Raw genomic sequence first — 21,420 nt, 5'->3', positions numbered from 1 at the left:
TTCCGAAAATTCACCCATGTGTTGAACAAGGCCAAATCTAAGGCTTTATTAACCTTAACAGTGTGTAATCGATCCAATTGAGGCAGGTCCGTCAGTTGGGAGATTCTCCGTGACGCACACACAGCAGAACCGCATATTCGGCAAACAAAAACAGGAACATATCCTGATCCTTGCCAGCGGCGACCGGGTCCGTCACCTGACCGTCAAGCCGTGGATGGCGGCAATCGCGTTCTGCTTCGTGGGTGTTTTCGCGATCGGCTACCTGCTCGCCACCTCCTACCTCGTGCTCCGTGACGATCTCATCGGCGCCACGATGGCGCGCCAGGCGCGCATGCAGCACGACTACGAGGATCGCATCGCCGCCTTGCGTGCCCAGGTCGATCGCGTCACCTCGCGCCAGCTGCTCGACCAGCAGGTCGTCGAAGACAAGGTCGACAAGCTGATGGAGCAGCAGCAGGCGCTGGTCTCGCGCCGCGGCAAGCTCGGCCAGCTGCTCGACCGGGCGGAAAATTCCGGCCTCGACGCCAAGACCGAAACGCCGGCATCCGCCGATGCGGCCGACGCCAAAGGCAAGCGCGCCGAACTGCCGGCCGCGATGCAACCGATCGAACGCCAGCTCGCCGGCGACGCGACACCGGCCGACGTGACGCCGGACAATTCGACGCTCGCCTACGTCCCGCCGCGCGAAACCAGCGGCGATCGTGCCGACCGCGTCTTCTCCAAGGTCACGCTATCCCTCAAGGGGATCGAGCAGCGCCAGCGCGATCGCGTCAGCCAGCTGACGACCGACGCCAGCGATGCCTCGGCCGCGATCTCCAACGTCCTGACCCGCTTCCAGATCCGCGTCCCCTCCGAGACGGCCGGTGTCAAGCCGGATGACAACAGCGCCGTCGGCGGCCCCTATGTCGAGCCAGAGATCGGCCCCGGGATCGGCAATGAATTCGACAATTCGCTGGCGCAACTGGACACCGCCCTCACCCGGCTCGAAGCCGTGCGCGAAACCGCCGTATCGCTGCCATTCCAGCATCCCGCGATCGGCAAGGAAGTCACCAGCCCCTTCGGCAACCGCCGCGATCCCTTCATGGGCCGGCTGGCGCTGCATTCCGGGATCGATTTCCGCTTCACGCCCAACGAGAAGATCCGCCCGACGGCCCCCGGCAAGGCGATTACGGCGGGATGGAGCGGCGGCTATGGCAACATGGTCGAGATCGACCACGGCAATGGCATCATCACCCGCTACGGCCACATGGCCGGGGTCCTGGTCAAGGTCGGCGACATCGTCGGCCGCGAGGACGCGGTCGGGCTGGCCGGCAGCACGGGCCGCTCCACCGGCACCCACCTGCACTACGAGGTGCGCCAGAATGGACGCGCCGTCGACCCGATCTACTTCATCAGCGCCGGCACGAAACTCGCCGGTTATATAAACTGAACGATCTCGCTAACCGTGGTTTTACCTCAACAACCCTGAGACCGCGCCGCTTCCTTGACTTCTCAACCGTTTCAGCCTATGTGGCGCTGCATTGCGGCATGCAATCACGCCGACTCAAGCCTGAGTCCGGCCGAACCGGAACGGAAACAGTTTTCCCTTTGACGACATTTGCTGATCTTGGCTTGAGCCAAAAAGTGCTTTCCGCTGTCACGGACGCGGGCTACACGGTGCCAACACCTATCCAGGCTGGCGCGATTCCGTTTGCGCTTCAGCGCCGCGATATTTGCGGCATCGCACAGACGGGCACCGGCAAGACCGCTTCCTTCGTTCTGCCGATGCTGTCGCTGCTGGAGAAGGGTCGCGCCCGCGCCCGCATGCCGCGCACGCTGATCCTCGAGCCGACCCGCGAACTCGCGGCCCAGGTCGCCGAGAATTTCGAGAAATACGGCAAGAACCACCGCCTCAACGTCGCGCTTTTGATCGGCGGCGTTTCGTTCGAGGATCAGGATCGCAAGCTCGAGCGTGGCGCCGATGTCCTCATCTGCACCCCCGGCCGCCTGCTCGACCATTTCGAGCGCGGCAAGCTGCTGATGAGCGGCGTCGAGATTTTCGTCATCGACGAAGCCGACCGCATGCTCGACATGGGCTTCATTCCCGATATCGAACGCATCGCCAAGATGATCCCGTTCACCCGCCAGACGCTGTTCTTCTCGGCCACCATGCCGCCGGAGATCCAGAAGCTGGCCGACCGCTTCCTTCAGAATCCGGAACGTGTCGAAGTCGCCAAGCCCGCCTCCGCATCCAAGACCATCACGCAGCGCTTCGTCGCCGCCCATGGCAAGGACTACGAGAAGCGCTCGACGCTGCGCGACCTCATTCGTGCCCAGGAAGAGCTGAAGAACGCCATCATCTTCTGCAACCGCAAGAAGGACGTCGCCGATCTGTTCCGTTCGCTGGAACGTCACGGCTTCTCCGTCGGCGCGCTGCATGGCGACATGGACCAGCGTTCGCGCACGACCATGCTGCAGAATTTCCGCGACGGCCAGCTCCAGCTTCTGGTGGCTTCCGACGTCGCGGCCCGTGGTCTCGACATCCCCGATGTCAGCCACGTCTTCAACTTCGATGTACCTATTCACGCCGAGGATTATGTACACCGCATCGGCCGTACCGGCCGCGCAGGCCGCGCAGGCGCTGCTTTCACCATCGTCACCAGCCGCGACCAGAAATTCACCGACGCGATCGAAAAGCTGATCGGTGAGAAGATCGTATGGCACAATGGCGATCTCTCGACGTTGCCGCCGGCCGAGCCGAGCCGTGACGACGATCGCTCGCGCCGCAAGGGCGGCCGTGAGCGGGACAAGGACCGTGGCCGTGGCAGAAATCGTTCGGGTCATAAATCTGATATCGCCGCCGAGGATAATGGCGTCGAGACGATCGAAACAGCAGCCGCACCGGTACAAGCCGCACCAGCAAGGGTCGAAAGCGTGAAGCAAGAGCGCAAGTCAGAGAACAACAGACAGAACAACAACGCGCGCGGCAACCGCCCTTACCCGGCTAACGACGACAATCGCGACCGCCGCCGCTATCGCGACCACGACGACGGCCCGACACCGGTCGGTTTCGGCGACGACATTCCCGCCTTCATGCTGATCACGGCGAACGCCAAGATCTGACGCGATGGGCAGCCCCGGTATTGATTTTCCGGGTCTCGGCGTGGGATTGGTTATCCTGCGCGACAGAAAGATCCTGCTCTACAAGCGCGTCAAGGCGCCCGAAGCCGGCCACTGGAGCATCGTGGGCGGCAAGGTCGATCATATGGAGCCCGCCGAGCAGGCCGCGAAGCGCGAGGCCGAGGAAGAAAGCGGCCTCGAAATCGGCCGCGTCAGCCTTCTCGGCCCGACCGAGGTCATCAGCGACGCCGACCGCCAGCACTGGATCTCACTTCTTTATATCGCCGAAGACTACTCGGGCGAGCCGGCATTGACCGAGCCTGACAAGCTGTCTGATTTCGGCTGGTTCACACGCAGCGAGTTGCCGCGGCCGCTCTCCGCCTTCGCCGAGGCCGCCATCGGCCGTCTCGGCAGCGAGCAATTCTAGAATTGAACTTGGAAGACGCGGCCGATCACTCCGATCTGATGGCCGCCTCGTAAGCAAGCCGCACCCAGCCCGCCATCAGGTCTGGATCGTCATAGGCGTCGTCGGGGATCGACCAGTACGGCATCTTCACCGGCTTGCCGCTCTTTCCCTCATAGGTCCACTGGCTGGCGCCGGCCTCCGCGAAGGCGGGTGAACTGACGTCGTCGGCCTTCAAAAGCATGTCGCCGCGAAACTCCAGCGCGACGATCCGGCCGAGATGATAGATCCCCTTGCCGCCGAACATGCGCTTGATGGTGACCGGGCCGAGCCCCTGAAACATCTCTTCGATTTCGGCCGCGTCCATGAGAAAGCCCGTTTCTAGAGGGTGTAGTAATCGCGGTTCATGTAGAACAGCGCCGGCTTCGCCTCGTCGAACCGCACGGCCATCACCTCGCCGAAGATGATGTGATGCGTGGTCATCTCCTTGATCTCCGTCACCCGGCAATCGAAGGAGGCGAGCGCGTCCATCAGCACGGGCGCGCCTGTGACCAGCCTGTCGAACCGGCCCGTCGAGAAACGCTCGCCGTCCTCCATCTTGGTGCGTCCGGAAAACGCGTCGGCGAGTGTCTGGTGATGCGCGCCCAGCGTATTGAGCGCGAAGATGCCGCTGCGGAAGAAGATCTCGTTCTTCGGATTGCTGTTGTTCAGGCACACGAGCACCGTCGCCGGATTGTCCGACACCGAACAGGCCGCCGTGATCGTCACCCCGCGCCGCAGATCGCCGACTGCCGTCGTCACCAACTGGACGTGACCGCCGAAGCGGCTCATCGCGTCCCTGTAAAGGCCGGGATGGATCGGTTGCTTGCTCAACAAAATTTTACTCCACGAACACACGCATTTGCGGCGCATTATGACGGCGATAGGTTATCTTTTCTACAAACCGCTGCCGAAAAGCGACCGATCCGTGCGTTTTTCTTTGACGATCCGGTTCGGACGGATAAAAGAGCAGGAATAATCGCTTGGGGCGCATCCTTCATGACTATCTCGCGTTGCTTAGGTCTTCTTCCGTTGCTGCTTGTCGCAGCGGGAGAATCCCATGCAGCCGGCGTGACGATCGGCGTCGTTGCACCGCAGACGGGCAATTTCGCCGCGCTCGGTGCCCAGATCGTGGCCGGCGCCGGGGCGAAGATCCGCGAGGATGGCGACACCATCGTCACCGTCAATGAAACCTGTGAGGATGGCAGCGGCGGCACGGTCGCCGACGCGCTGATATCGGCCAAGGTTCAGGTCGCCGTCGGCTTTCTCTGCAGCCAGACGCTCGACGGCGCGCTCCCCAAGCTGAAGGACGCCAATATCCCGGCTATCACCGTCTCCGTGCGCTCCCGCATTCTCATGGAAGATGCGCTGAAGAACGGCTGGCCGCTGTTTCGGCTCGCGCCCGCCGATGGCGCCGAGGCGGCGAAGATCATCGAGGTCATCCTGCGCGATTGGGCATCGAGCCCCATCGCGCTTGTCGAGGACGGAACGATCCACGGCCGGGAACTCACCGAAGCGGTGCGCAACGCGCTGGAGCAGAACGGCCTGAAGCCCGTTTTCACCGATACCTACCGCCCCGGCCAGGAACAGCAGATCGCGCTCGTTCGCCGGCTCAAGAGAGCGGGCGCCACCAAGGTCTTCATCGGCGGCGACCGCAGCGACGTCTCCATCATCGCCCGCGACGCAAAGGCCGACAAGATCGCGCTCGACCTGATGGGCGGTGACGCGATGCGCGCGGCCGACCAGCCTCTGCCGCTTGCGGACGGCGTCCGTGCCGTGACGCTGCCCGATTATACCGCCCGCGCCGACGCGTCGCCCGCGGGCGTGGCGCTGCGTGCAGCCGGTATCGAGCCCGAGGGCTATGTCCTGCCGTCCTATGCCGCCGTCGAGATCGCGATCAAGGCGGTGCAGGCCGCGGCCGCCGATGAGCGACCCGTCGCCCAGCATCTCGCCGGCACGCCCTTCGACACCGTACTTGGCCAGATCGCCTTCGACGCCGGCCGCGAGCTGTCGCAAAACCCTTACCAGCTGATGCAATGGCGCGCCGGGGCATTCGTGCCCTTCAACGCGCCGGCGCAATAACGCCTGCCTGATGTCGGGCGACTTCAACGGAGAGAGACAATGACCCAGCCCATCCGCATCGCGCCATCCGTTTTGGCCGCCGACTTCGCCAAGCTCGGCCAGGAGGTGCGCGACGTGACAGCGGCCGGCGCCGACTGGATCCACCTCGACGTCATGGATGGTCACTTCGTTCCCAATATTTCCTTCGGTCCCGACGTCATCAAGTCGCTGCGCTCCTATACAGACGCGACCTTCGACTGCCACCTGATGATCGCGCCCGTCGACGACTATCTCGAGGCCTTCGCCAAGGCCGGCTGCGACCGCATCACCGTTCACGCCGAGGCCGGCCCGCACCTGCACCGCTCGCTGCAGACGGTGCGTAATCTCGGCAAGAAGGTCGGCGTCACCCTCAACCCGGCAACGCCGCTCTCGGTCTTCGAAAACGTGCTGGATGATATCGACATGATCCTCATCATGTCGGTCAATCCCGGTTTCGGCGGCCAGAAGTTCATTCCCGCCATGGCCGACAAGATCGCCGCCGCCAGGTCACTGATCGGTGACCGACCGATCGATCTCCAGGTCGATGGCGGCGTCACGGTCGAGACCGCTCCCGTCATCGGCAAGGCGGGCGGCAACGTGCTCGTCGCCGGCTCTGCCATCTTCAAGGGCGGCTCCGTCGAGGCCTACAGGTCGGCCATATCGGCGCTCCGCGCGGCCGCTGAAGGCCAATCCAAATAATGCCGGGACCGACGTGTCGCTGATGGGAGAACGGCTGCAGGCGGCTTACCCGCCCTACTCCGCCGTGCTCGCCGGCGCGCCTCTCTGGGCTCTCCAGATGCTGGCCTCGGCGATGAGCACGCTTTACGTCCGCAACGGCCTGCGGACAAGCCACGTCGACGACCTCGCCATCCTCTATTTCGCGGGCGGCCTGCTTGCCTGGCCGTTCGCGCTCATGCTGGGACGCTTCTTCGCGTACCGGCGCCGCATCGAAACGCGGTTCGCCGCCTTCTTCGTCGCACTTTCGGCCTGCACGATCCTGATGACGGCATTTCTCTTCGCGATGGACTACCGCGTCTTCTACTCGCGCTGGCATGCCTCGCCCGGCTCGGTGATCTGGTTTGTGCAGTTCCTCTTCACCGGCGCGAGCTCCGTCTACCAGTTCATGGTCCTCGGTTTGCGGCTGTTCTTCCCCCTCGGCCTCGTCTGCCTGCTGGCGACGAGTTTCGCCCTTGCGAAACGCATGCGTTGAGATTGCCGCCCGTCTTTGCTACAGGGGCGCCAACATTTCTGAAAAACGCCAACATTCCCTAGAACGAAAGCAGGAAGCCATGATCCCGCGCTACTCCCGACCTGAAATGGTCGCCATCTGGTCGCCCGAAACCAAGTTCCGCATCTGGTTCGAGATCGAGGCTCATGCCTGCACCGCGCTCGCCAATCTCGGCGTCATTCCGCAGGAATCCGCGCGCACCATCTGGGAAAAGGGTTCGGTCGCCCAATTCGACGTCGCCCGCATCGACGAGATCGAGGCCGTCACCAAGCACGACGTCATCGCCTTCCTGACGCATCTCGCCGAATTCATCGGTCCCGACAGCCGCTTTGTCCACCAGGGCATGACATCTTCCGACGTGCTGGACACCACCTTCAACATCCAGCTGGTGCGCGCCGCCGACCTTCTGCTCGCCGACATGGACCGCGTGCTCGCGGCGCTGAAGACCCGCGCCTTCGAACACAAGGACACGGTCCGCATCGGCCGCAGCCACGGCATCCACGCCGAGCCGACCACGATGGGCCTGACCTTCGCGCGCTTCTACGCTGAAATGAAGCGCAACCGCGACCGTCTGGTCGCCGCCCGCGCCGAAGTCGCGACCGGTGCGATCTCCGGTGCCGTCGGCACCTTCGCCAACATCGACCCGAGCGTCGAGGAATATGTCTGCGAACAGCTCGGCCTCGCCGCCGAGCCGATCTCGACCCAGGTCATCCCGCGCGACCGCCACGCGATGTTCTTCGCGACGCTCGGCGTCATCGCCTCGTCGATCGAAAACGTCGCCATCGAAATTCGCCACATGCAGCGCACCGAAGTGCTCGAAGCCGAGGAGTTCTTCTCGCCCGGCCAGAAGGGCTCGTCCGCCATGCCGCACAAGCGCAACCCGGTGCTCACCGAAAACCTGACGGGTCTCGCCCGCCTCGTGCGCATGTCGGTTGTTCCGGCCATGGAAAATGTCGCCCTCTGGCACGAGCGCGACATCAGCCATTCGAGCGTCGAGCGCGCCATCGGCCCCGATACGACGATCACGCTGGATTTCGCGCTGAACCGTCTCGCCGGCGTCGTCGAGAAGCTGGTGATCTACCCGGAAAACATGCTGCGCAACATGAACCAGTTCAAGGGACTGGTCATGAGCCAGCGCGTGCTTCTGGCGCTGACCCAGGCCGGCGTCTCGCGCGAGGACAGCTACCGTCTGGTGCAGCGCAACGCCATGAAGGTCTGGGAAAGGGGCGCCGATTTCCTCGAGGAACTGCTTGGCGACGCGGAAGTGCGCGCGGCGCTCACGGAAGAGGAAATCCGCGAGAAGTTCGATCTCGGCTATCACACCAAGCACGTCGACACGATTTTCAGCCGCGTCTTCGCCAACGGCTGATCGGCACGGTCAATTCTTCTGCGGCGCCTTTCGGGGCGCCGCTTCGTTTGTCCTTGCGCGAACGCGCCGCCGCATCGATCTTCTTGCGCACGGCGGTGGCGGTCTTGGTGGATTTCGGCGCGGCGTCGGCCGCCGCCTGCTTCTCCGCCTGCCCGCCCTTCGCAGCTTTCGCCACCAGCCGATCGAGATGTTTGAGGTCGTCCTCGTCGAGGTTCTCGATGCCGATGAACCGGTTCTCCGCATGGCTTGTCAGGATCAGTTCGTCGAGCTTGGCCTGAATGGCGCGCGTGTCGCGCGTCTGCGCGTTCTGCAGCACGAACACCATGAGGAAGGTGATGATCGTCGTGCCGGTGTTGATGACCAGTTGCCATGTCTGGGAATAGTCGAAGAACGATCCTGTCGCGGCCCAAAGGATGACGAGCACCAAAGCAAGCACGAATGTGGCGGGCTTGCCCGCCCATTCCGACGTCTTCGCCGAAAAGCGCATGAAGATATGCTGGGTGTCGGTCATGATTGCCTCCCTCGAAGCCTGCATCAGTCAAACTTGGAGGGAGGCATTGTGTTCCTGCGCAGCCCAGGTCGCAATAAGGTGGCAGTCACACGATCGGCGGCGCCACCAGCTTGCGGTAGAGGTGCCAGGTCGAATGACCGAGGATCGGCATCACCAGCGCCAGCCCGACGAAGAGCGGGATGGTCGCGACGGCGAGCGAGACCGCAACGATCAGGCCCCAGCACAGGACCGGAACGGGATTGGCAAGCGTCGCCCGCAACGATGTTTCCATGGCGGCGACGAGGCCGATATCGCGATCGAGCAGGATCGGGAATGTGACGACGGTCGTCGCCAGCACGATCAGCGCGAGATCCGAAGCCGATCAGGTTGCCCCAGACGATCAGCTGCATGCCCTGCGGCGTGCCGAAGATCTCGGAGAAGAAGGTGGAGATCGACCGAGGAAACACGTCGCTCAACACGTTCATGTAGAGCGTCTGCGCGGCCACGAGCCAGACGACGAAGAACGCAAACAGGAGAAGCCCGCCCGTGACGATCGACGGGAAGGCCGGCGACCGCGTCACGTCCATGGCGTGCCGCCAGGAACTGTCCATTCCGGCCTCCCGTCGCCGGCTGATTTCATAGAGACCGATCGCCGCCAGGGGGCCGATCAGGGCAAAGCCGGCGATCAGCGGGAATATCATCGGAAGCAGGTTGGCGCTCGACGTCGCGACCGCGAGAAATATGCCCGCGATCGGATACATCAGGCACAGAAACACGTAATGCGATGGTTTTTCCCTGAAATCCGCCATGCCGAGCCTGATGGCGTCGAAGACGTCCGCAAGGCCAATTCTGTTGATGACCGGGCGCGAATAGACATTGTCCGCGCCGGACATGACGTGAAATGCCGTCATGGCTTTCTCCTCCTCAGCCATTGAGGCCAGCGGCGAAAGCATCGGCGGTGCCGACATCGAACGCGACCGGCAGTGGCGCAGTATAACAAAAATCGCCGGAGCTGTCCCGCTTTCCCTTGACTTTGTCGCCACGCCTTCTCACATCGGCGGCACCATGAAAGCTTCAGACGCCGATATCCTCATCATTCCCGGTTACACCAATTCCGGCCCCGACCACTGGCAGAGCCGCTGGCAGGCCAAACTCAGCACCGCGCGCCGCGTCGAGCAGGCGGAGTGGTCCAAGCCCGTGCGCGAGGACTGGGCAGCCAGAATTGCCGAGGAAGTCAATGCGTCGACCCGCCCGGTGGTGCTGGTCGCCCACTCGCTCGGCGTGCCGTCGCTTCTGCATGCGATCCCGCAGTTCAAGAAACCCGTCGCCGGCGCCTTTCTGGTGGCGCCGCCCGATGTCACCAATCCCGACATCCGCCCCAAGCATCTGATGACCTTCGGTCCCTATCCCCGCGATCCCTTGCCGTTCCCGAGCATCACCGTCGCAAGCCGCAACGATCCCTTCGGCGCCTACGAGCACGCCGACGAGATTGCCGCCAGCTGGGGCTCATTGCTGATCGATGCGGGAGAGTCCGGCCACATCAACGCCGACTCCGGCCACGGCCCGTGGCCCGAGGGCACGATGGTCTTCGCGCAGTTCCTCAGCCGCCTCAAGGGCTAGGCTGCGCGCGTTCCAACGCCGACAAGCTCAGTCGCCCTCGCCGCGAACGAAGAACACGCTCGCGAACGCGGCGAGCACGACGCATTGCATGATGAACATTGGCCAATCCTGAGCCATGGCTTTTCCTCCATGCCCCTCATATAGGGCGCAAAACACCGGGCGGTATTTTTGCGGCCGTCGCGACGATCCTGGCAAAATATCGCCGCGAGCATCGGCGTGAAGCGTTCAGCCGGAAGCGTTCGCCCGAAAGACTGGACAGACGCATAAGTTTTCTCCGTTATTAAGCCCGGATTAATTTAACATAAGCAAATTGACACACGCCAGACGAGCGAGTGCGAGCATTGACGAAGAAGACGCCTGATCAACCGGTTGGTTCGAGAAAAAGCGATGACACCATCGCCTCCGCGGATGCTTCCGATCGCGAAAACGACGCGCTTGTCGAGCGCGAAAGCCGCTGGAACTATGCGCTGGTCGGTTCCGATCTCGGCGTATGGGATCACAACCTGAAGCTTGGAACGCGCTATTATTCGCAGACCTGGAAGGCCATGCGCGGCATCGCGCCCGACGAAGAGGCGGATGGCGACTACGATACCTGGATCGCGCTGATCCATCCCGATGACCGCGCTTTCGTCATCGACGCGATCGATCGGCAGAACGCCGGCGATCCGAACTTCCGTGTCTTCGAATATCGCGAGCGGCACCGGGACGGCCACTGGATCTGGATCGAATGCCGCGGCGCCTGCGTCGAGTGGGATGAAAACGGCGCCCCTGCCCGTCTCGTCGGCACCGACACCGACATCACCGCCCGCAAGGAGGCGGAAGAGCGTCTGGCGCATATGTCGCGGCGGCTCGATCTCGCGCTCGACATTTCAGGGATCGGCGTGTTCGAGTCCGATCTCGATACCGGCACCGTCGAATGGGACGCGCGCCTGCTGTGGATCTACGGCATCAAGGACGCGACGCGCGCCTGGCACGGCGACGCCTGGAGCGAGACGCTGCATCCCGACGACCGCGACCGTGTGCATAGGACCGTGATGGAAAACATCGAGCGCCAGTCGGGATTCCAGCATGAATTCAGGATCATCCGCGGCGATGGCGCCGAGCGCGTCATCCGCGCCAAGGCGGCCTTCTTCATCGACGGCAACGGCCACCGCAAGCTGATCGGCGCCAATTGGGACGTGACCGAGGAAGTGGCGCTCAACGCCGAGCTTCAACGGGCCAAGGACCTCGCAGAGGCCCACAACCGCGAACTGGAGGCGGCCAAGGAGAGCATCGAGCATCTCGCCCTTCATGACTTCCTCACAGGGCTTCCGAACCGACGCTATCTCGATCGCAAGCTGGAGGAATATTCGACGGCGAGCAGCACCGGCGACGATACGCTCGCGGTTCTGCACATAGACCTCGACCGTTTCAAGCAGATCAACGACACGCTCGGCCACCGCGCCGGCGACGCCATGCTGAAGCATGCCGCCTCGGTCCTGACCGAAGCCGTTCGGCCGGGGGATTTCGTGGCCCGCATCGGCGGAGACGAGTTCGTGGTGCTGTGCGCGATCGATGTCACGCCGAAGAAGATTTCCAACATGGCCGAGCGCATCGTGCGCGAACTCAGCCGCCCGATCCGCTACGAGCATCACGAGTGCCGCTTCGGCGCCAGCGTCGGCATCGCCACCGACAGCGGCCCGATGCTGGATGGTAAGCAGCTCCTGCTCAACGCCGACATCGCGCTCTATCGCGCCAAGAGCGGCGGCAGGAACCGGCACGAATTCTTCTCTAAGGACGCCCGTCGCCAGGTGATCGCGAGCAAGCGGCTGGCCGACGATATCCTCATCGGTCTCGAGCGGCGCGAATTCGTGCCCTTTTATCAGCCGCAGTTCGATGCCCGCACGCTCGACGTGACGGGTGTCGAGACGCTGGCGAGATGGCAACACCGCGAACACGGCCTGCTTGCGCCCGATCGCTTTCTCGACATAGCCGAGGATATCAACGTCGTCGCGACCATCGACGGTGTCATCCTCGAGCAGGCGCTCGCCGATCGCAAAGCGTGGGAGCGCGAAGGCATCGTCATTCCGAAGATCGCCGTCAATGTCTCCTCCCGGAGACTTGACGATCCAGCTCTGGGCAAGAAGCTGCGGGCCCTGAAGATCGTGCCCGGAACCATCGCCTTCGAGCTTCTGGAATCCATTTCGCTCGATGACTGCGATGACGCTGTCATCGCCAATCTCCGCCAGTTCCGCCGGCTCGGCATCGACATCGAGATCGACGACTTCGGCACCGGCCACGCCTCGATCGTCAGCCTGCTCAGGCTAAGCCCGAAGACGCTGAAGATCGACCGCGAGTTGATCCGGATGCTGCCGACCTCCTCCGAACAGCGCAAGCTCGTCCGCTCGATCATCGAGATCGGCCGCTCCCTGAGCATTCTGGTCACCGCCGAAGGCGTCGAGACCATGGAGCACGCCCGGATTCTCGGCGACCTCGGCTGCGACGTGCTGCAGGGCTATGCGCTGGCCCGTCCGATGCCGTCAGTGCAGATCCCCTCTTTCGTGCGGGCCGCCAGCTGGCGCCAGGCGGCCGCCGCCCAAGCGCCCTCGCCGCGCAAGCCGAGCAAGCCGAGCAAGGCGACTGCCGCCAAATAAAACACTGCACAACCCCGGCATAAACCTACGGTCGTTTTGTTAAGCCGGGAAACGGGGTAGAATGCCATTCTCAGACATTCGATTCTCGCATCGGTGCTCCGGAAGACCGGAATCCGGGGAAGGAGTGACAGGCGGATTGTGAAACCCTCGCTTTTCCTTTATGGGGACGCCACGAGATCGATCCACTCGCGCTAATCCCAAGAGCGCCAACGACAAGAGAACAATCGCAATGAACCGTCGCCGCCGTATTTACGAGGGCAAGGCCAAGATTCTGTATGAGGGACCCGAGCCAGGCACGCTGATCCAGTTCTTCAAGGACGACGCCACCGCCTTCAACAAGAAGAAGCACGAAGTCATCGATGGCAAGGGCGTTCTGAACAACCGCATCTGCGAGTTCATATTCAACCATCTGAACAAGATCGGCATTCCCACGCACTTCATCCGCCGCCTCAACATGCGCGAGCAGTTGATCCGCGAAGTCGAGATGATCCCGCTTGAGATCGTCGTGCGCAATGTCGCCGCCGGCTCGCTCGCCAAGCGTCTCGGCATCGACGAGGGCACGGTGTTGCCGCGCTCGATCATCGAGTTCTACTACAAGTCCGACGCGCTCGAGGACCCGATGGTCTCCGAGGAGCATATCACCGCCTTCGGCTGGGCCAATCCCGCCGAGCTCGACGACATCATGGCGCTGGCGATCCGCGTCAACGACTTCATGACCGGCCTGTTTTTGGGCGTCGGCATCCAGCTCGTCGATTTCAAGATCGAATGCGGCCGCCTCTATGAGGGCGACATGATGCGCATCATCCTCGCCGACGAGATCTCGCCGGACAGCTGCCGTCTCTGGGACATCGACACCCAGGAAAAGATGGACAAGGACCGCTTCCGCCGCGACATGGGTGGCCTTCTCGAAGCCTATTCGGAAGTGGCGCGCCGCCTCGGCATCATCAACGAGAACGAGCCTGTGCGCGGCACCGGTCCGGTGCTCGTCAAGTAACATAGTGGCTGAGCAAGCCATTCGCTAAAAAGGCAAGGGAAGACAAAGTGATCAAGGCTCGTGTAACCGTCACGCTGAAAAACGGCGTTCTCGATCCGCAGGGCAAGGCCATCGAAGGCGCGCTCGGCGCGCTCGGATCTCGATGGCGTCGGCCATGTCCGCCAAGGCAAGGTATTCGACGTCGAAGTCGAAGGCACCGACAAGGCCAAGGCCGAAGGCGACATCAAGGCCATGTGCGAAAAACTCCTCGCCAACACCGTTATCGAGAATTATACTATTTCTCTCGACTAAAGGTTGTGGAGATTGTCCGATGGCTGAAATCAGCAGTGAACTGGTGTATGAACTTTTGAAGCGAGTGCATGCAGACATTGCTGAGCTGAAATTCGGCCAGCGCGGATTGAAGGAAGAGATGAACGCGATGCGCGGAACGATGGTGTCCATGCATCATGACATCCATAACATCTACAGCGTGCTCGACCGTCACGACCAACGCCTCGAACGCATTGAAAACCGTCTCGAACTTCGAGAACTCGCAGAAGCACAAGCAAGGTTTGAACCACACCCATGAAATCCGCCGTCGTTCAGCTTCCGGGCCTCAATCGCGATCGTGACATGATCGCCGCTCTCACCAAGATCTCCGGCAAGGCGCCGGTGACGATCTGGCAGACGGAGACCGACATTCCAGATGTCGATCTGATCGTCATTCCGGGTGGATTCTCCTATGGCGACTACCTGCGCTGCGGCGCGATCGCCGCGCGCATGCCGGTCATGCAGGCGATCATCGAGAAGGCCAACAAGGGCGTGAAGGTTCTGGGCGTCTGCAACGGCTTCCAGATCCTCGTCGAATCCGGCCTGCTGCCGGGCGCGTTGATGCGCAATTCGTCGCTGAAGTTCGTCTGCCGCGAGATCAAGCTCGAAGTGGCGAACGCCGAGACCGATTTCACCCGCGCCTATGCCAAGGGCCAGATCATCCGCTGCCCGGTCGCCCACCACGACGGCAACTACTTCGCCGACGCCGAAACGCTGGCGAAGATCGAAGGCAACGGCCAGGTGGTCTTCCGTTATGCCGAGGGCACCAACCCGAACGGTTCGATGAACGACATCGCCGCCGTCATGAACGAGGGCGGCAACGTGCTCGGCATGATGCCGCACCCCGAAAACCTGATCGAGGCAGCCCATGGCGGTTCCGACGGCCGGGCGTTGTTCGCTTCCGCGCTCGACGTAATCGCTGCTTAACCTTAAACGGGTATGAGGCCATTCATCCGGTCCACTGGAGCAAGATCGATGCGCCCTCACATGCCCCTGACACATATCTTCGCCGTTGCCGCGATCGCGGCACTGGTTGCGTCTTGCCAATCCAAGACACCGGCGCCCTCGCAGGATCGCAGCGCGCTGTCGACCATGGAACGCGTGGCGGTGGCCGCCAACACTTGCTGGTTCAAGTCGGGCGACGCGGCGTTTACCGCTTACAGGCTCGCTCCCGAACTCAACTCGTTCTCCGGCCGCCCGCGTATCCTCGTCGTTCCCAGGAACAGCCCGGAAGGTCGGCCGCTGCTGGTCGTCCAGGCGGAAGGCAACCCTTCCAAGCTCGACGCCTTTGGCCCGATGATGGATGGCCCGGCACGTCCGCGCATCGCGCAGGACGTTACGCGCTGGGCCGGCGGCAACAAGAGCTGCAGCTAAGCGGCCACCGACGCTTCCCGGCCTCAATCCCAGAAGAACGATTTTGCGACCTCCTTGTCGGCATCGGCCCTGCTGATGCCGATGTCGTGGAGCTCGGAATCCGTCAGATCCCGGAGCACGCGCCGGCTGGCCCGTTTCTTGTGCCAGATCAGAATGCTGCTCCAGACTTGGCCAAAAGTGGCCCACACATTGCGCCGGTCAAATCTCGCCCTGTCGCGGAATTGCTCCGGTTGATGGAATCCATTGTCTCTCCTGCAGTCAGGGGCTACCGACATGTCTCGATCCTATCTCTGATTGTATGCATTTGCCCTGATAAACTTGACAGGAGGATGGTGACAATATAGGAAATTGTCATCATGACAAATTGGCTCCCTGATCTCTCGCGTGGTTCCGGTCCCGTCTATCTGCGCCTTGCGGACAATATCAGAATCCGCCATCGCCAGCGGCGCATTGCCAGCTGGCAGCAAGCTGCCGCCGCAGCGCAATCTGGCTTACGATATCGGCGTGACAATCGGTACAATCGGCCGCGCCTACGCGCTGGTGCATGAGCGCGGACTGGTGGCGGGCGAAGTCGGGCGCGGCACCTATGTGCTGGACCGCGCGGAGACGGCGCCGGGAAATCAGCCCGATCCGCTGACCATCGCTCTCGGCGGCACCAGGACAATCGACGCGCCGTCGGACAAGATACGCTTCGACACGACGGCGGCACCCGATCTTGGCCAGGGAAAGGCCATCGGCCGCATACTTGCCGATATCGGCGAGCAGCAGCTTGCCGAGATCTCCTCCTATTCGCGCGTCTTTCCGCAGAACTGGTATGAGGCCGGACGTCGCTGGCTGTCGCGCAACGGCTGGGCGCCCGACACCGAAAACATCGTCCCCACGCTCGGCGCGCACGCAGCCGCCATCGCCGTGATCTCGGCGATATCATCGCCCGGTGACAAGATCGTTTTCGAAAACCTGAGCTATACGCAGGTGAGCCGCAGTGCCCGCATCCTTGGCCGGCGGACCATCACCGTTGATTCCGACGAGCATGGCGTCATTCCCGATGATTTCGAGCGGCTCTGCTCGCAACAGCATCCGAAGCTCGCCTTCCTGATGCCGACAGCCCACAACCCGACGCTTGCGACCATGCCGCATGAACGGCGTGCCAGGATAGCCGAAATCGCGCGCAAGCATGGTGTCTGGCTGATCGAGGACGACCTCTATGGCGGCATGACCGGCGACGAGAACCCGCTGCTCGCCTCGCTTGCGCCCGATCGCACCTTCCTCATCAGCGGACTGTCGAAATCGGTAGCCGCCGGCATCCGCGGCGGCTGGGTCGCCTGCCCGCCGCATTTCGCGCAGCGCATCAAGGTCACCCACAAGATGATCACCGGCGGCCTGCCCTTCATCCTTGCCGAAGCCTGCGCCCGTCTGGTGGAGAGCGGCGAGGCTCACGACATTCGCGACGCCTGTGTCACCGAGCTTGCTGGACGCGAACGGCTGGCGCGCGAAACGCTACAGGGATTCGACTTCATCTCGCATCCGCATGTGCCGTTCATCTGGCTCAAGCTGCCCGATCCCTGGCTCTCCGGCACCTTCAAGAACGCCGCCTTCCGCGACGGCGTGCTGATCGACGACGAGGACGAATTCAAGGCGGCGCGCACCGACAAGGTCTATCACCGCGTGCGCATCAGCTTCTCATCCCCCAGGGATAGAGGCGAAATGGTTGCGGGCTTGATGACAGTTCGACGCCTGCTTGAAAGTGGCGGCGCCGGATACGACGGCGAGGTCTGACGCTGTTGCCGATCGGCAGCACCGGACGAAATCCGGTTCCGTGAGCACCTGCCTGCTTTACCGAATCGATTTGCATGCTACCAATTGGCGCGAGGACGGCGATCTAGCCGGCACCAAGGGCGGCGCATGACAATGAACAGCATGGCATCGGCATCGACTGGCTGCGGACTACTCCTCGCGGCGATCCTTGCGAACACGTCGCTTATGCCGGTCTCGGCCCATGCGGATGACAAGATCTTCGACGAACTGCGCTTCGGCGCCTCAGCGTCGATCCAGGGCGGCGACAGTCGCGAAGACGGCGTGTTTCCCGAGGTGACGGTCTTCTTCGACCCGTTCAATCAGGATACGGCAACGGACTGGAAACAGGCCCTCGCCCGCCCCCGCGTGAACGTCGGCACTTCGATCGGCACGTCGGGCGAAGCGACGCAGATCTTCGGCGGCCTGTCATGGACCGTGAACTTCAACGAGAAGCTCTTCGCGGAAGCCGGATTTGGCGGCGTCTGGCACAACGGCAATCTCAACAACAGCGCCGACGGGCCAGAATCTTGGCTGTCGTTTCCTGTTCCACGAATATGTCGGCGCCGGCTACCGTATCGATGCGAACTGGAGCGTGATCGCGCAAGTCGCCCATTCCTCGCACGCCAACCTGTGCGACGGACCGAACAACGGCATGACTCGTGCCGGTCTTCAGGTCGGCTACAAGTTCTGAACCGTCCCGATATTGCCCTCGCGGGCCCGCTCTCTGTGAACAGCGGGCTTTTTTCTGTCGCGCGCCGCACCCACTTAGGCTAAAGACACCGAAATCGCGCAACGGCAGGGACTTCGCAGAGCTCATGACCATTTCCAATACCCGCCCGATCACTCCAGAATTGATCGCCGCCCACGGCTTGAAGCCGGACGAATACCAGCGGATTCTGGATCTGATCGGCAGGGAGCCGACCTTCACCGAGCTCGGCATCTTCTCGGCCATGTGGAACGAGCACTGCTCCTACAAATCCTCCAAGAAATGGCTCCGCACGCTGCCGACAAAAGGCCCGCGCGTCGTCCAGGGACCGGGCGAAAACGCCGGTGTCGTCGATATCGATGACGGCGACGTCGTCGTGTTCAAGATGGAGAGCCACAACCACCCGTCCTACATCGAGCCCTATCAGGGTGCGGCAACCGGCGTCGGTGGCATTCTGCGCGACGTCTTCACCATGGGTGCCCGCCCGATCGCCGCCATGAACGCGCTGCGTTTCGGCTCGCCCGATCACCCGAAGACGAAGCATCTCGTCTCCGGCGTCGTCTCCGGCGTCGGCGGCTACGGCAATTCCTTCGGCGTTCCGACGGTCGGCGGCGAAGTCGAGTTCGACGCGCGCTATAACGGCAACATCCTGGTCAACGCCTTCGCGGCCGGCCTTGCCAAGTCGGATGGTATCTTCCTCTCCGAAGCCAAGGGCGTCGGCCTTCCCGTCGTCTATCTCGGCGCCAAGACCGGCCGCGATGGCGTCGGCGGCGCGACCATGGCATCGGCCGAATTCGACGAATCGATCGAAGAGAAGCGCCCGACCGTTCAGGTCGGCGACCCCTTCACCGAAAAGTGCCTGCTCGAAGCCTGCCTCGAGCTGATGCAGACCGGCGCCGTCATCGCCATCCAGGACATGGGTGCGGCGGGTCTCACCTGTTCGGCCGTCGAAATGGGCGCCAAGGGCGACCTCGGCATCCTGCTCGACCTCGACACCGTCCCGGTGCGCGAGGACCAGATGACCGCCTACGAAATGATGCTGTCGGAAAGCCAGGAGCGCATGCTCATGGTTCTCGAGCCCGCCAAGGAAGAAGTCGCCAAGGCGATCTTCGTCAAGTGGGGCCTCGATTTCGCGATCGTCGGCAAGACCACCGACGACCTGCGCTTCCGCGTCATGCACCAGGGCGAACAGGTCGCCGACCTGCCGATCAAGGATCTCGGCGATCAGGCACCGGAATATGACCGCCCCTGGCGCGAGGCCGACAAGCGCGCGCCGCTCCCTGCCAATCTGGTCGCGGCGCCGGAGGATTACGGCCAGACGCTGCTCAAGCTCGTCGGCTCGCCAAACGAATCCAGCCGCCGCTGGGTCTACGAACAGTACGACACGCTGATCCAGGGCAACTCTCTGCAGCTGCCGGGTGGCGATGCCGGCGTCGTGCGCGTCGACACGCATCCGACCAAGGCGCTCGCCTTCTCCTCGGACGTGACGCCGCGCTATGTCGAGGCCGATCCGTTCGAAGGCGGCAAGCAGGCCGTGGCCGAATGCTGGCGCAACATCACCGCGACCGGCGCCGAGCCGCTGGCGGCCACCGACAACCTCAACTTCGGCAACCCGGAAAAGCCCGAGATCATGGGCCAGCTGGTGCAGGCCGTGAAGGGCATCGGCGAAGCCTGCCGCGCGCTCGATTTCCCGATCGTCTCGGGCAACGTATCGCTCTACAACGAGACCAACGGCGTCGCGATCCTTCCGACCCCCACCATCGCCGGCGTCGGCCTTCTCGGCGACTGGAAGAAGATGGCGCGCATCGGCGGTGCATCCGATGGTGACAAGGTCATCATGATCGGCACCGACGGCAGCCACCTCGGCTCCTCGATCTACCTTCGCGACATCCTCGGCAGCACCGACGGCCCGCCGCCGGAAGTCGATCTCTTCGCCGAACGCCGCAACGGCAACTTCGTGCGGTCCGTCATTCGCAACGGCCAGGCAACCGCCTGCCACGACCTTTCCTCGGGCGGCCTTGCGCTCGCTCTGGCGGAAATGGCGATGTCCTCGGGCAAGGGCCTGAAGATCAGCCTCAGCGAAGGCCGCGGCGAAACCCACGGGCTTCTCTTCGGCGAGGACCAGGCGCGCTACGTGCTCACCGTCCCTGCCGATGTCGCCGACTTCGTCTGCGCCAACGCGGAAGGCGCGGGCGTTCCGTTCCGCCGCCTCGGCACGGTCGCGGGTGACGCGCTTGTCATCGACGATCTGCTGTCGCTGCCAATTCAGCAATTGCGCCACGCCCATGAATCGTGGTTCCCTGAGTTCATGGATGGCAGCGGCACGCTCGCTGCCGCGGAATGATGCGCAAGGAGTAATCGACCATGGCCATGAAACCCGGTGACATCGAAGACATGATCAAGGCCGGCATCCCCGGCGCCAAGGTGGTCATCCGTGATCTGGCCGGCGACGGCGATCACTACGCCGCCGAAGTCGTAGCCGAGGCCTTCCGCGGCAAGAGCCGCGTGCAGCAGCACAAGATGATCTACGACGCGCTGAAGGGCAACATGGGCGGCGTTCTGCACGCACTGGCGCTGCAGACCTCGGCGCCGGAATAAATACGGCGGTCAAGGCCTGTTGAAAAATGCCCGGTTCCGCCGGGCATTTTTGATTCCCGGTCGCCAGCCAGGCGCGCAAGGCTTGATCGACACCGGACAAGGCGCGCAGCCGTTGCCGAACCTCAATCCGTAACGGATCGGCAACAGCCAGGACGTCAGACCGATAGGGCCCTTCTTTTTTTGTTCGCACCCGCTGGAATTCCGATCGTCACATGCTATCTAAGCTGAACGATTGAAACGGCGGGCCTTTAACTCGCCTGTTGAAAGGATTAGGTCCCATGAGCGGCATCAACGAATTCATCGACAACGAAATCAAGACCAACGACGTCGTCCTTTTCATGAAGGGCTCGCCGCAGTTTCCCCAGTGTGGTTTCTCCGGCCAGGTCGTGCAGATTCTTGATTACATCGGCGTCGACTACAAGAGCGTCGACGTGCTCGCTGATTCGGAAATCCGCCAGGGCATCAAGGATTACTCCAACTGGCCGACCATTCCCCAGCTTTACGTCAAGGGTGAATTCATCGGCGGCTGCGACATCGTCAAGGAAATGTTCCAGGCTGGCGAATTGCAGCAGCACTTTCAGGACAACGGCGTAACCGTTCGCGGCGCCGCTTGACCTGACCGGTCACCGGACGTCAGCCCGGTTTCCATTTCTGTATTTTGAGT

At 62.7% G+C, this 21,420-nt stretch carries 20 protein-coding genes and 4 pseudogenes; 19 read left to right on the top strand and 5 right to left on the bottom strand.

From position 1 onward, the window contains the following. The first annotated feature begins 109 nt into the window (after window positions 1-109). The 3 genes from P3R82_RS15780 to P3R82_RS15770 all read left to right on the top strand — a co-directional run bounded on the left by P3R82_RS15780 (window position 110) and on the right by P3R82_RS15770 (window position 3,526). Entirely contained in the window at window positions 110-1,429 is a 1,320-nt protein-coding gene (locus P3R82_RS15780) for a M23 family metallopeptidase (protein ID WP_283194516.1), read from the top strand. Window positions 1,430-1,587: 158 nt separating this feature from the next. Continuing rightward, window positions 1,588-3,102, top strand: a complete 1,515-nt coding sequence (locus P3R82_RS15775; RefSeq protein ID WP_283194515.1) for a DEAD/DEAH box helicase — start codon at window positions 1,588-1,590, stop codon at window positions 3,100-3,102. 4 nt (window positions 3,103-3,106) lie between these two features. Next, window positions 3,107-3,526: an NUDIX domain-containing protein gene (locus P3R82_RS15770; RefSeq protein WP_183901794.1), complete on the top strand. Its 420-nt coding sequence runs from the start codon at window positions 3,107-3,109 to the stop codon at window positions 3,524-3,526. A gap of 25 nt (window positions 3,527-3,551) precedes the next feature. On the opposite strand, the gene P3R82_RS15765 is transcribed toward P3R82_RS15770, so the two are convergent. Further along, window positions 3,552-3,869 carry a TfoX/Sxy family protein gene (locus P3R82_RS15765; protein ID WP_283194514.1) on the bottom strand — a complete coding sequence of 106 codons (318 nt, stop codon included), beginning with the start codon at window positions 3,867-3,869 and terminating at the stop codon, window positions 3,552-3,554. 14 nt (window positions 3,870-3,883) lie between these two features. After that, window positions 3,884-4,378, bottom strand: a complete 495-nt coding sequence (locus P3R82_RS15760; RefSeq protein WP_283194513.1) for a flavin reductase — start codon at window positions 4,376-4,378, stop codon at window positions 3,884-3,886. Between the two features lie 162 nt (window positions 4,379-4,540). Between P3R82_RS15760 and P3R82_RS15755 the strand changes: the two genes are divergently transcribed. The 4 genes from P3R82_RS15755 to purB all read left to right on the top strand — a co-directional run bounded on the left by P3R82_RS15755 (window position 4,541) and on the right by purB (window position 8,238). Next, window positions 4,541-5,623: a branched-chain amino acid ABC transporter substrate-binding protein gene (locus P3R82_RS15755; protein ID WP_283194512.1), complete on the top strand. Its 1,083-nt coding sequence runs from the start codon at window positions 4,541-4,543 to the stop codon at window positions 5,621-5,623. Between the two features lie 39 nt (window positions 5,624-5,662). Beyond that, window positions 5,663-6,340: a ribulose-phosphate 3-epimerase gene (rpe, locus tag P3R82_RS15750; protein WP_183901798.1), complete on the top strand. Its 678-nt coding sequence runs from the start codon at window positions 5,663-5,665 to the stop codon at window positions 6,338-6,340. Window positions 6,341-6,362: 22 nt separating this feature from the next. Further along, window positions 6,363-6,851, top strand: a complete 489-nt coding sequence (locus tag P3R82_RS15745) for a hypothetical protein (protein WP_283196356.1) — start codon at window positions 6,363-6,365, stop codon at window positions 6,849-6,851. A 79-nt stretch (window positions 6,852-6,930) separates the two neighbouring features. Continuing rightward, window positions 6,931-8,238, top strand: a complete 1,308-nt coding sequence (purB, locus tag P3R82_RS15740; protein WP_283194511.1) for an adenylosuccinate lyase — start codon at window positions 6,931-6,933, stop codon at window positions 8,236-8,238. Here the strand turns inward: purB and P3R82_RS15735 are convergent. Beyond that, entirely contained in the window at window positions 8,213-8,749 is a 537-nt protein-coding gene (locus tag P3R82_RS15735; protein WP_283194510.1) for a low affinity iron permease family protein, read from the bottom strand. The two genes, purB and P3R82_RS15735, sit on opposite strands and share 26 nt — an antisense overlap. 85 nt (window positions 8,750-8,834) lie before the next feature. Beyond that, window positions 8,835-9,639, bottom strand: a pseudogene (locus P3R82_RS15730) (DUF2189 domain-containing protein). 154 nt (window positions 9,640-9,793) lie between these two features. Here P3R82_RS15730 and P3R82_RS15725 point away from each other — a divergent pair. The 7 genes and pseudogenes from P3R82_RS15725 (at window position 9,794) to P3R82_RS15695 (ending at window position 15,658) form a co-directional block, all read left to right on the top strand. Further along, window positions 9,794-10,348 (top strand): alpha/beta hydrolase, encoded by a 555-nt coding sequence (locus tag P3R82_RS15725; protein ID WP_183901802.1) that lies wholly within the window; start codon window positions 9,794-9,796, stop codon window positions 10,346-10,348. A 395-nt stretch (window positions 10,349-10,743) separates the two neighbouring features. Further along, window positions 10,744-12,981: a GGDEF domain-containing phosphodiesterase gene (locus P3R82_RS15720; RefSeq protein ID WP_283196355.1), complete on the top strand. Its 2,238-nt coding sequence runs from the start codon at window positions 10,744-10,746 to the stop codon at window positions 12,979-12,981. Window positions 12,982-13,210: 229 nt separating this feature from the next. Then, window positions 13,211-13,975, top strand: a complete 765-nt coding sequence (purC, locus tag P3R82_RS15715) for a phosphoribosylaminoimidazolesuccinocarboxamide synthase (RefSeq protein ID WP_183901804.1) — start codon at window positions 13,211-13,213, stop codon at window positions 13,973-13,975. Between the two features lie 47 nt (window positions 13,976-14,022). Next, a pseudogene (purS, locus tag P3R82_RS15710) lies at window positions 14,023-14,266 on the top strand (phosphoribosylformylglycinamidine synthase subunit PurS). A 19-nt stretch (window positions 14,267-14,285) separates the two neighbouring features. Then, on the top strand, window positions 14,286-14,543 hold the full coding sequence (locus P3R82_RS15705; protein WP_112941606.1) for a hypothetical protein: 258 nt from the start codon (window positions 14,286-14,288) through the stop codon (window positions 14,541-14,543). Further along, window positions 14,540-15,211 (top strand): phosphoribosylformylglycinamidine synthase subunit PurQ, encoded by a 672-nt coding sequence (gene purQ / locus P3R82_RS15700; RefSeq protein ID WP_283194509.1) that lies wholly within the window; start codon window positions 14,540-14,542, stop codon window positions 15,209-15,211. The genes P3R82_RS15705 and purQ overlap by 4 nt, the downstream gene beginning before the upstream one ends. 48 nt (window positions 15,212-15,259) lie before the next feature. Continuing rightward, window positions 15,260-15,658, top strand: a complete 399-nt coding sequence (locus P3R82_RS15695) for a hypothetical protein (RefSeq protein WP_283194508.1) — start codon at window positions 15,260-15,262, stop codon at window positions 15,656-15,658. Window positions 15,659-15,681: 23 nt separating this feature from the next. On the opposite strand, the gene P3R82_RS15690 is transcribed toward P3R82_RS15695, so the two are convergent. Then, complete coding sequence (locus tag P3R82_RS15690; protein WP_283194507.1) at window positions 15,682-15,933, bottom strand: DUF1127 domain-containing protein; 252 nt, start codon at window positions 15,931-15,933, stop codon at window positions 15,682-15,684. Between the two features lie 81 nt (window positions 15,934-16,014). On the opposite strand from P3R82_RS15690, the pseudogene P3R82_RS15685 reads away from it, so the two are divergent. The 5 genes and pseudogenes from P3R82_RS15685 to grxD all read left to right on the top strand — a co-directional run bounded on the left by P3R82_RS15685 (window position 16,015) and on the right by grxD (window position 21,370). Next, window positions 16,015-17,434 (top strand): annotated as a pseudogene (locus tag P3R82_RS15685) (PLP-dependent aminotransferase family protein). A 204-nt stretch (window positions 17,435-17,638) separates the two neighbouring features. Beyond that, window positions 17,639-18,143, top strand: a pseudogene (locus tag P3R82_RS15680) (acyloxyacyl hydrolase). Between the two features lie 124 nt (window positions 18,144-18,267). Further along, window positions 18,268-20,502 carry a phosphoribosylformylglycinamidine synthase subunit PurL gene (gene purL / locus P3R82_RS15675; protein WP_283194506.1) on the top strand — a complete coding sequence of 745 codons (2,235 nt, stop codon included), beginning with the start codon at window positions 18,268-18,270 and terminating at the stop codon, window positions 20,500-20,502. 20 nt (window positions 20,503-20,522) lie between these two features. Beyond that, the gene (locus P3R82_RS15670) at window positions 20,523-20,756 is read left to right on the top strand and encodes a BolA family transcriptional regulator (RefSeq protein ID WP_283194505.1); all 234 of its coding nucleotides are present in this window, start codon (window positions 20,523-20,525) and stop codon (window positions 20,754-20,756) included. Window positions 20,757-21,034: 278 nt separating this feature from the next. Next, window positions 21,035-21,370 carry a Grx4 family monothiol glutaredoxin gene (gene grxD, locus P3R82_RS15665; protein ID WP_183901811.1) on the top strand — a complete coding sequence of 112 codons (336 nt, stop codon included), beginning with the start codon at window positions 21,035-21,037 and terminating at the stop codon, window positions 21,368-21,370. The last annotated feature ends 50 nt before the right edge of the window (window positions 21,371-21,420 follow it).

It is taken from the genome of Rhizobium sp. AN80A (genome assembly GCF_030053015.1).
Lineage (GTDB): Bacteria > Pseudomonadota > Alphaproteobacteria > Rhizobiales > Rhizobiaceae > Rhizobium > Rhizobium metallidurans.
This window is presented reverse-complemented; position numbering and strand designations above follow the sequence as displayed.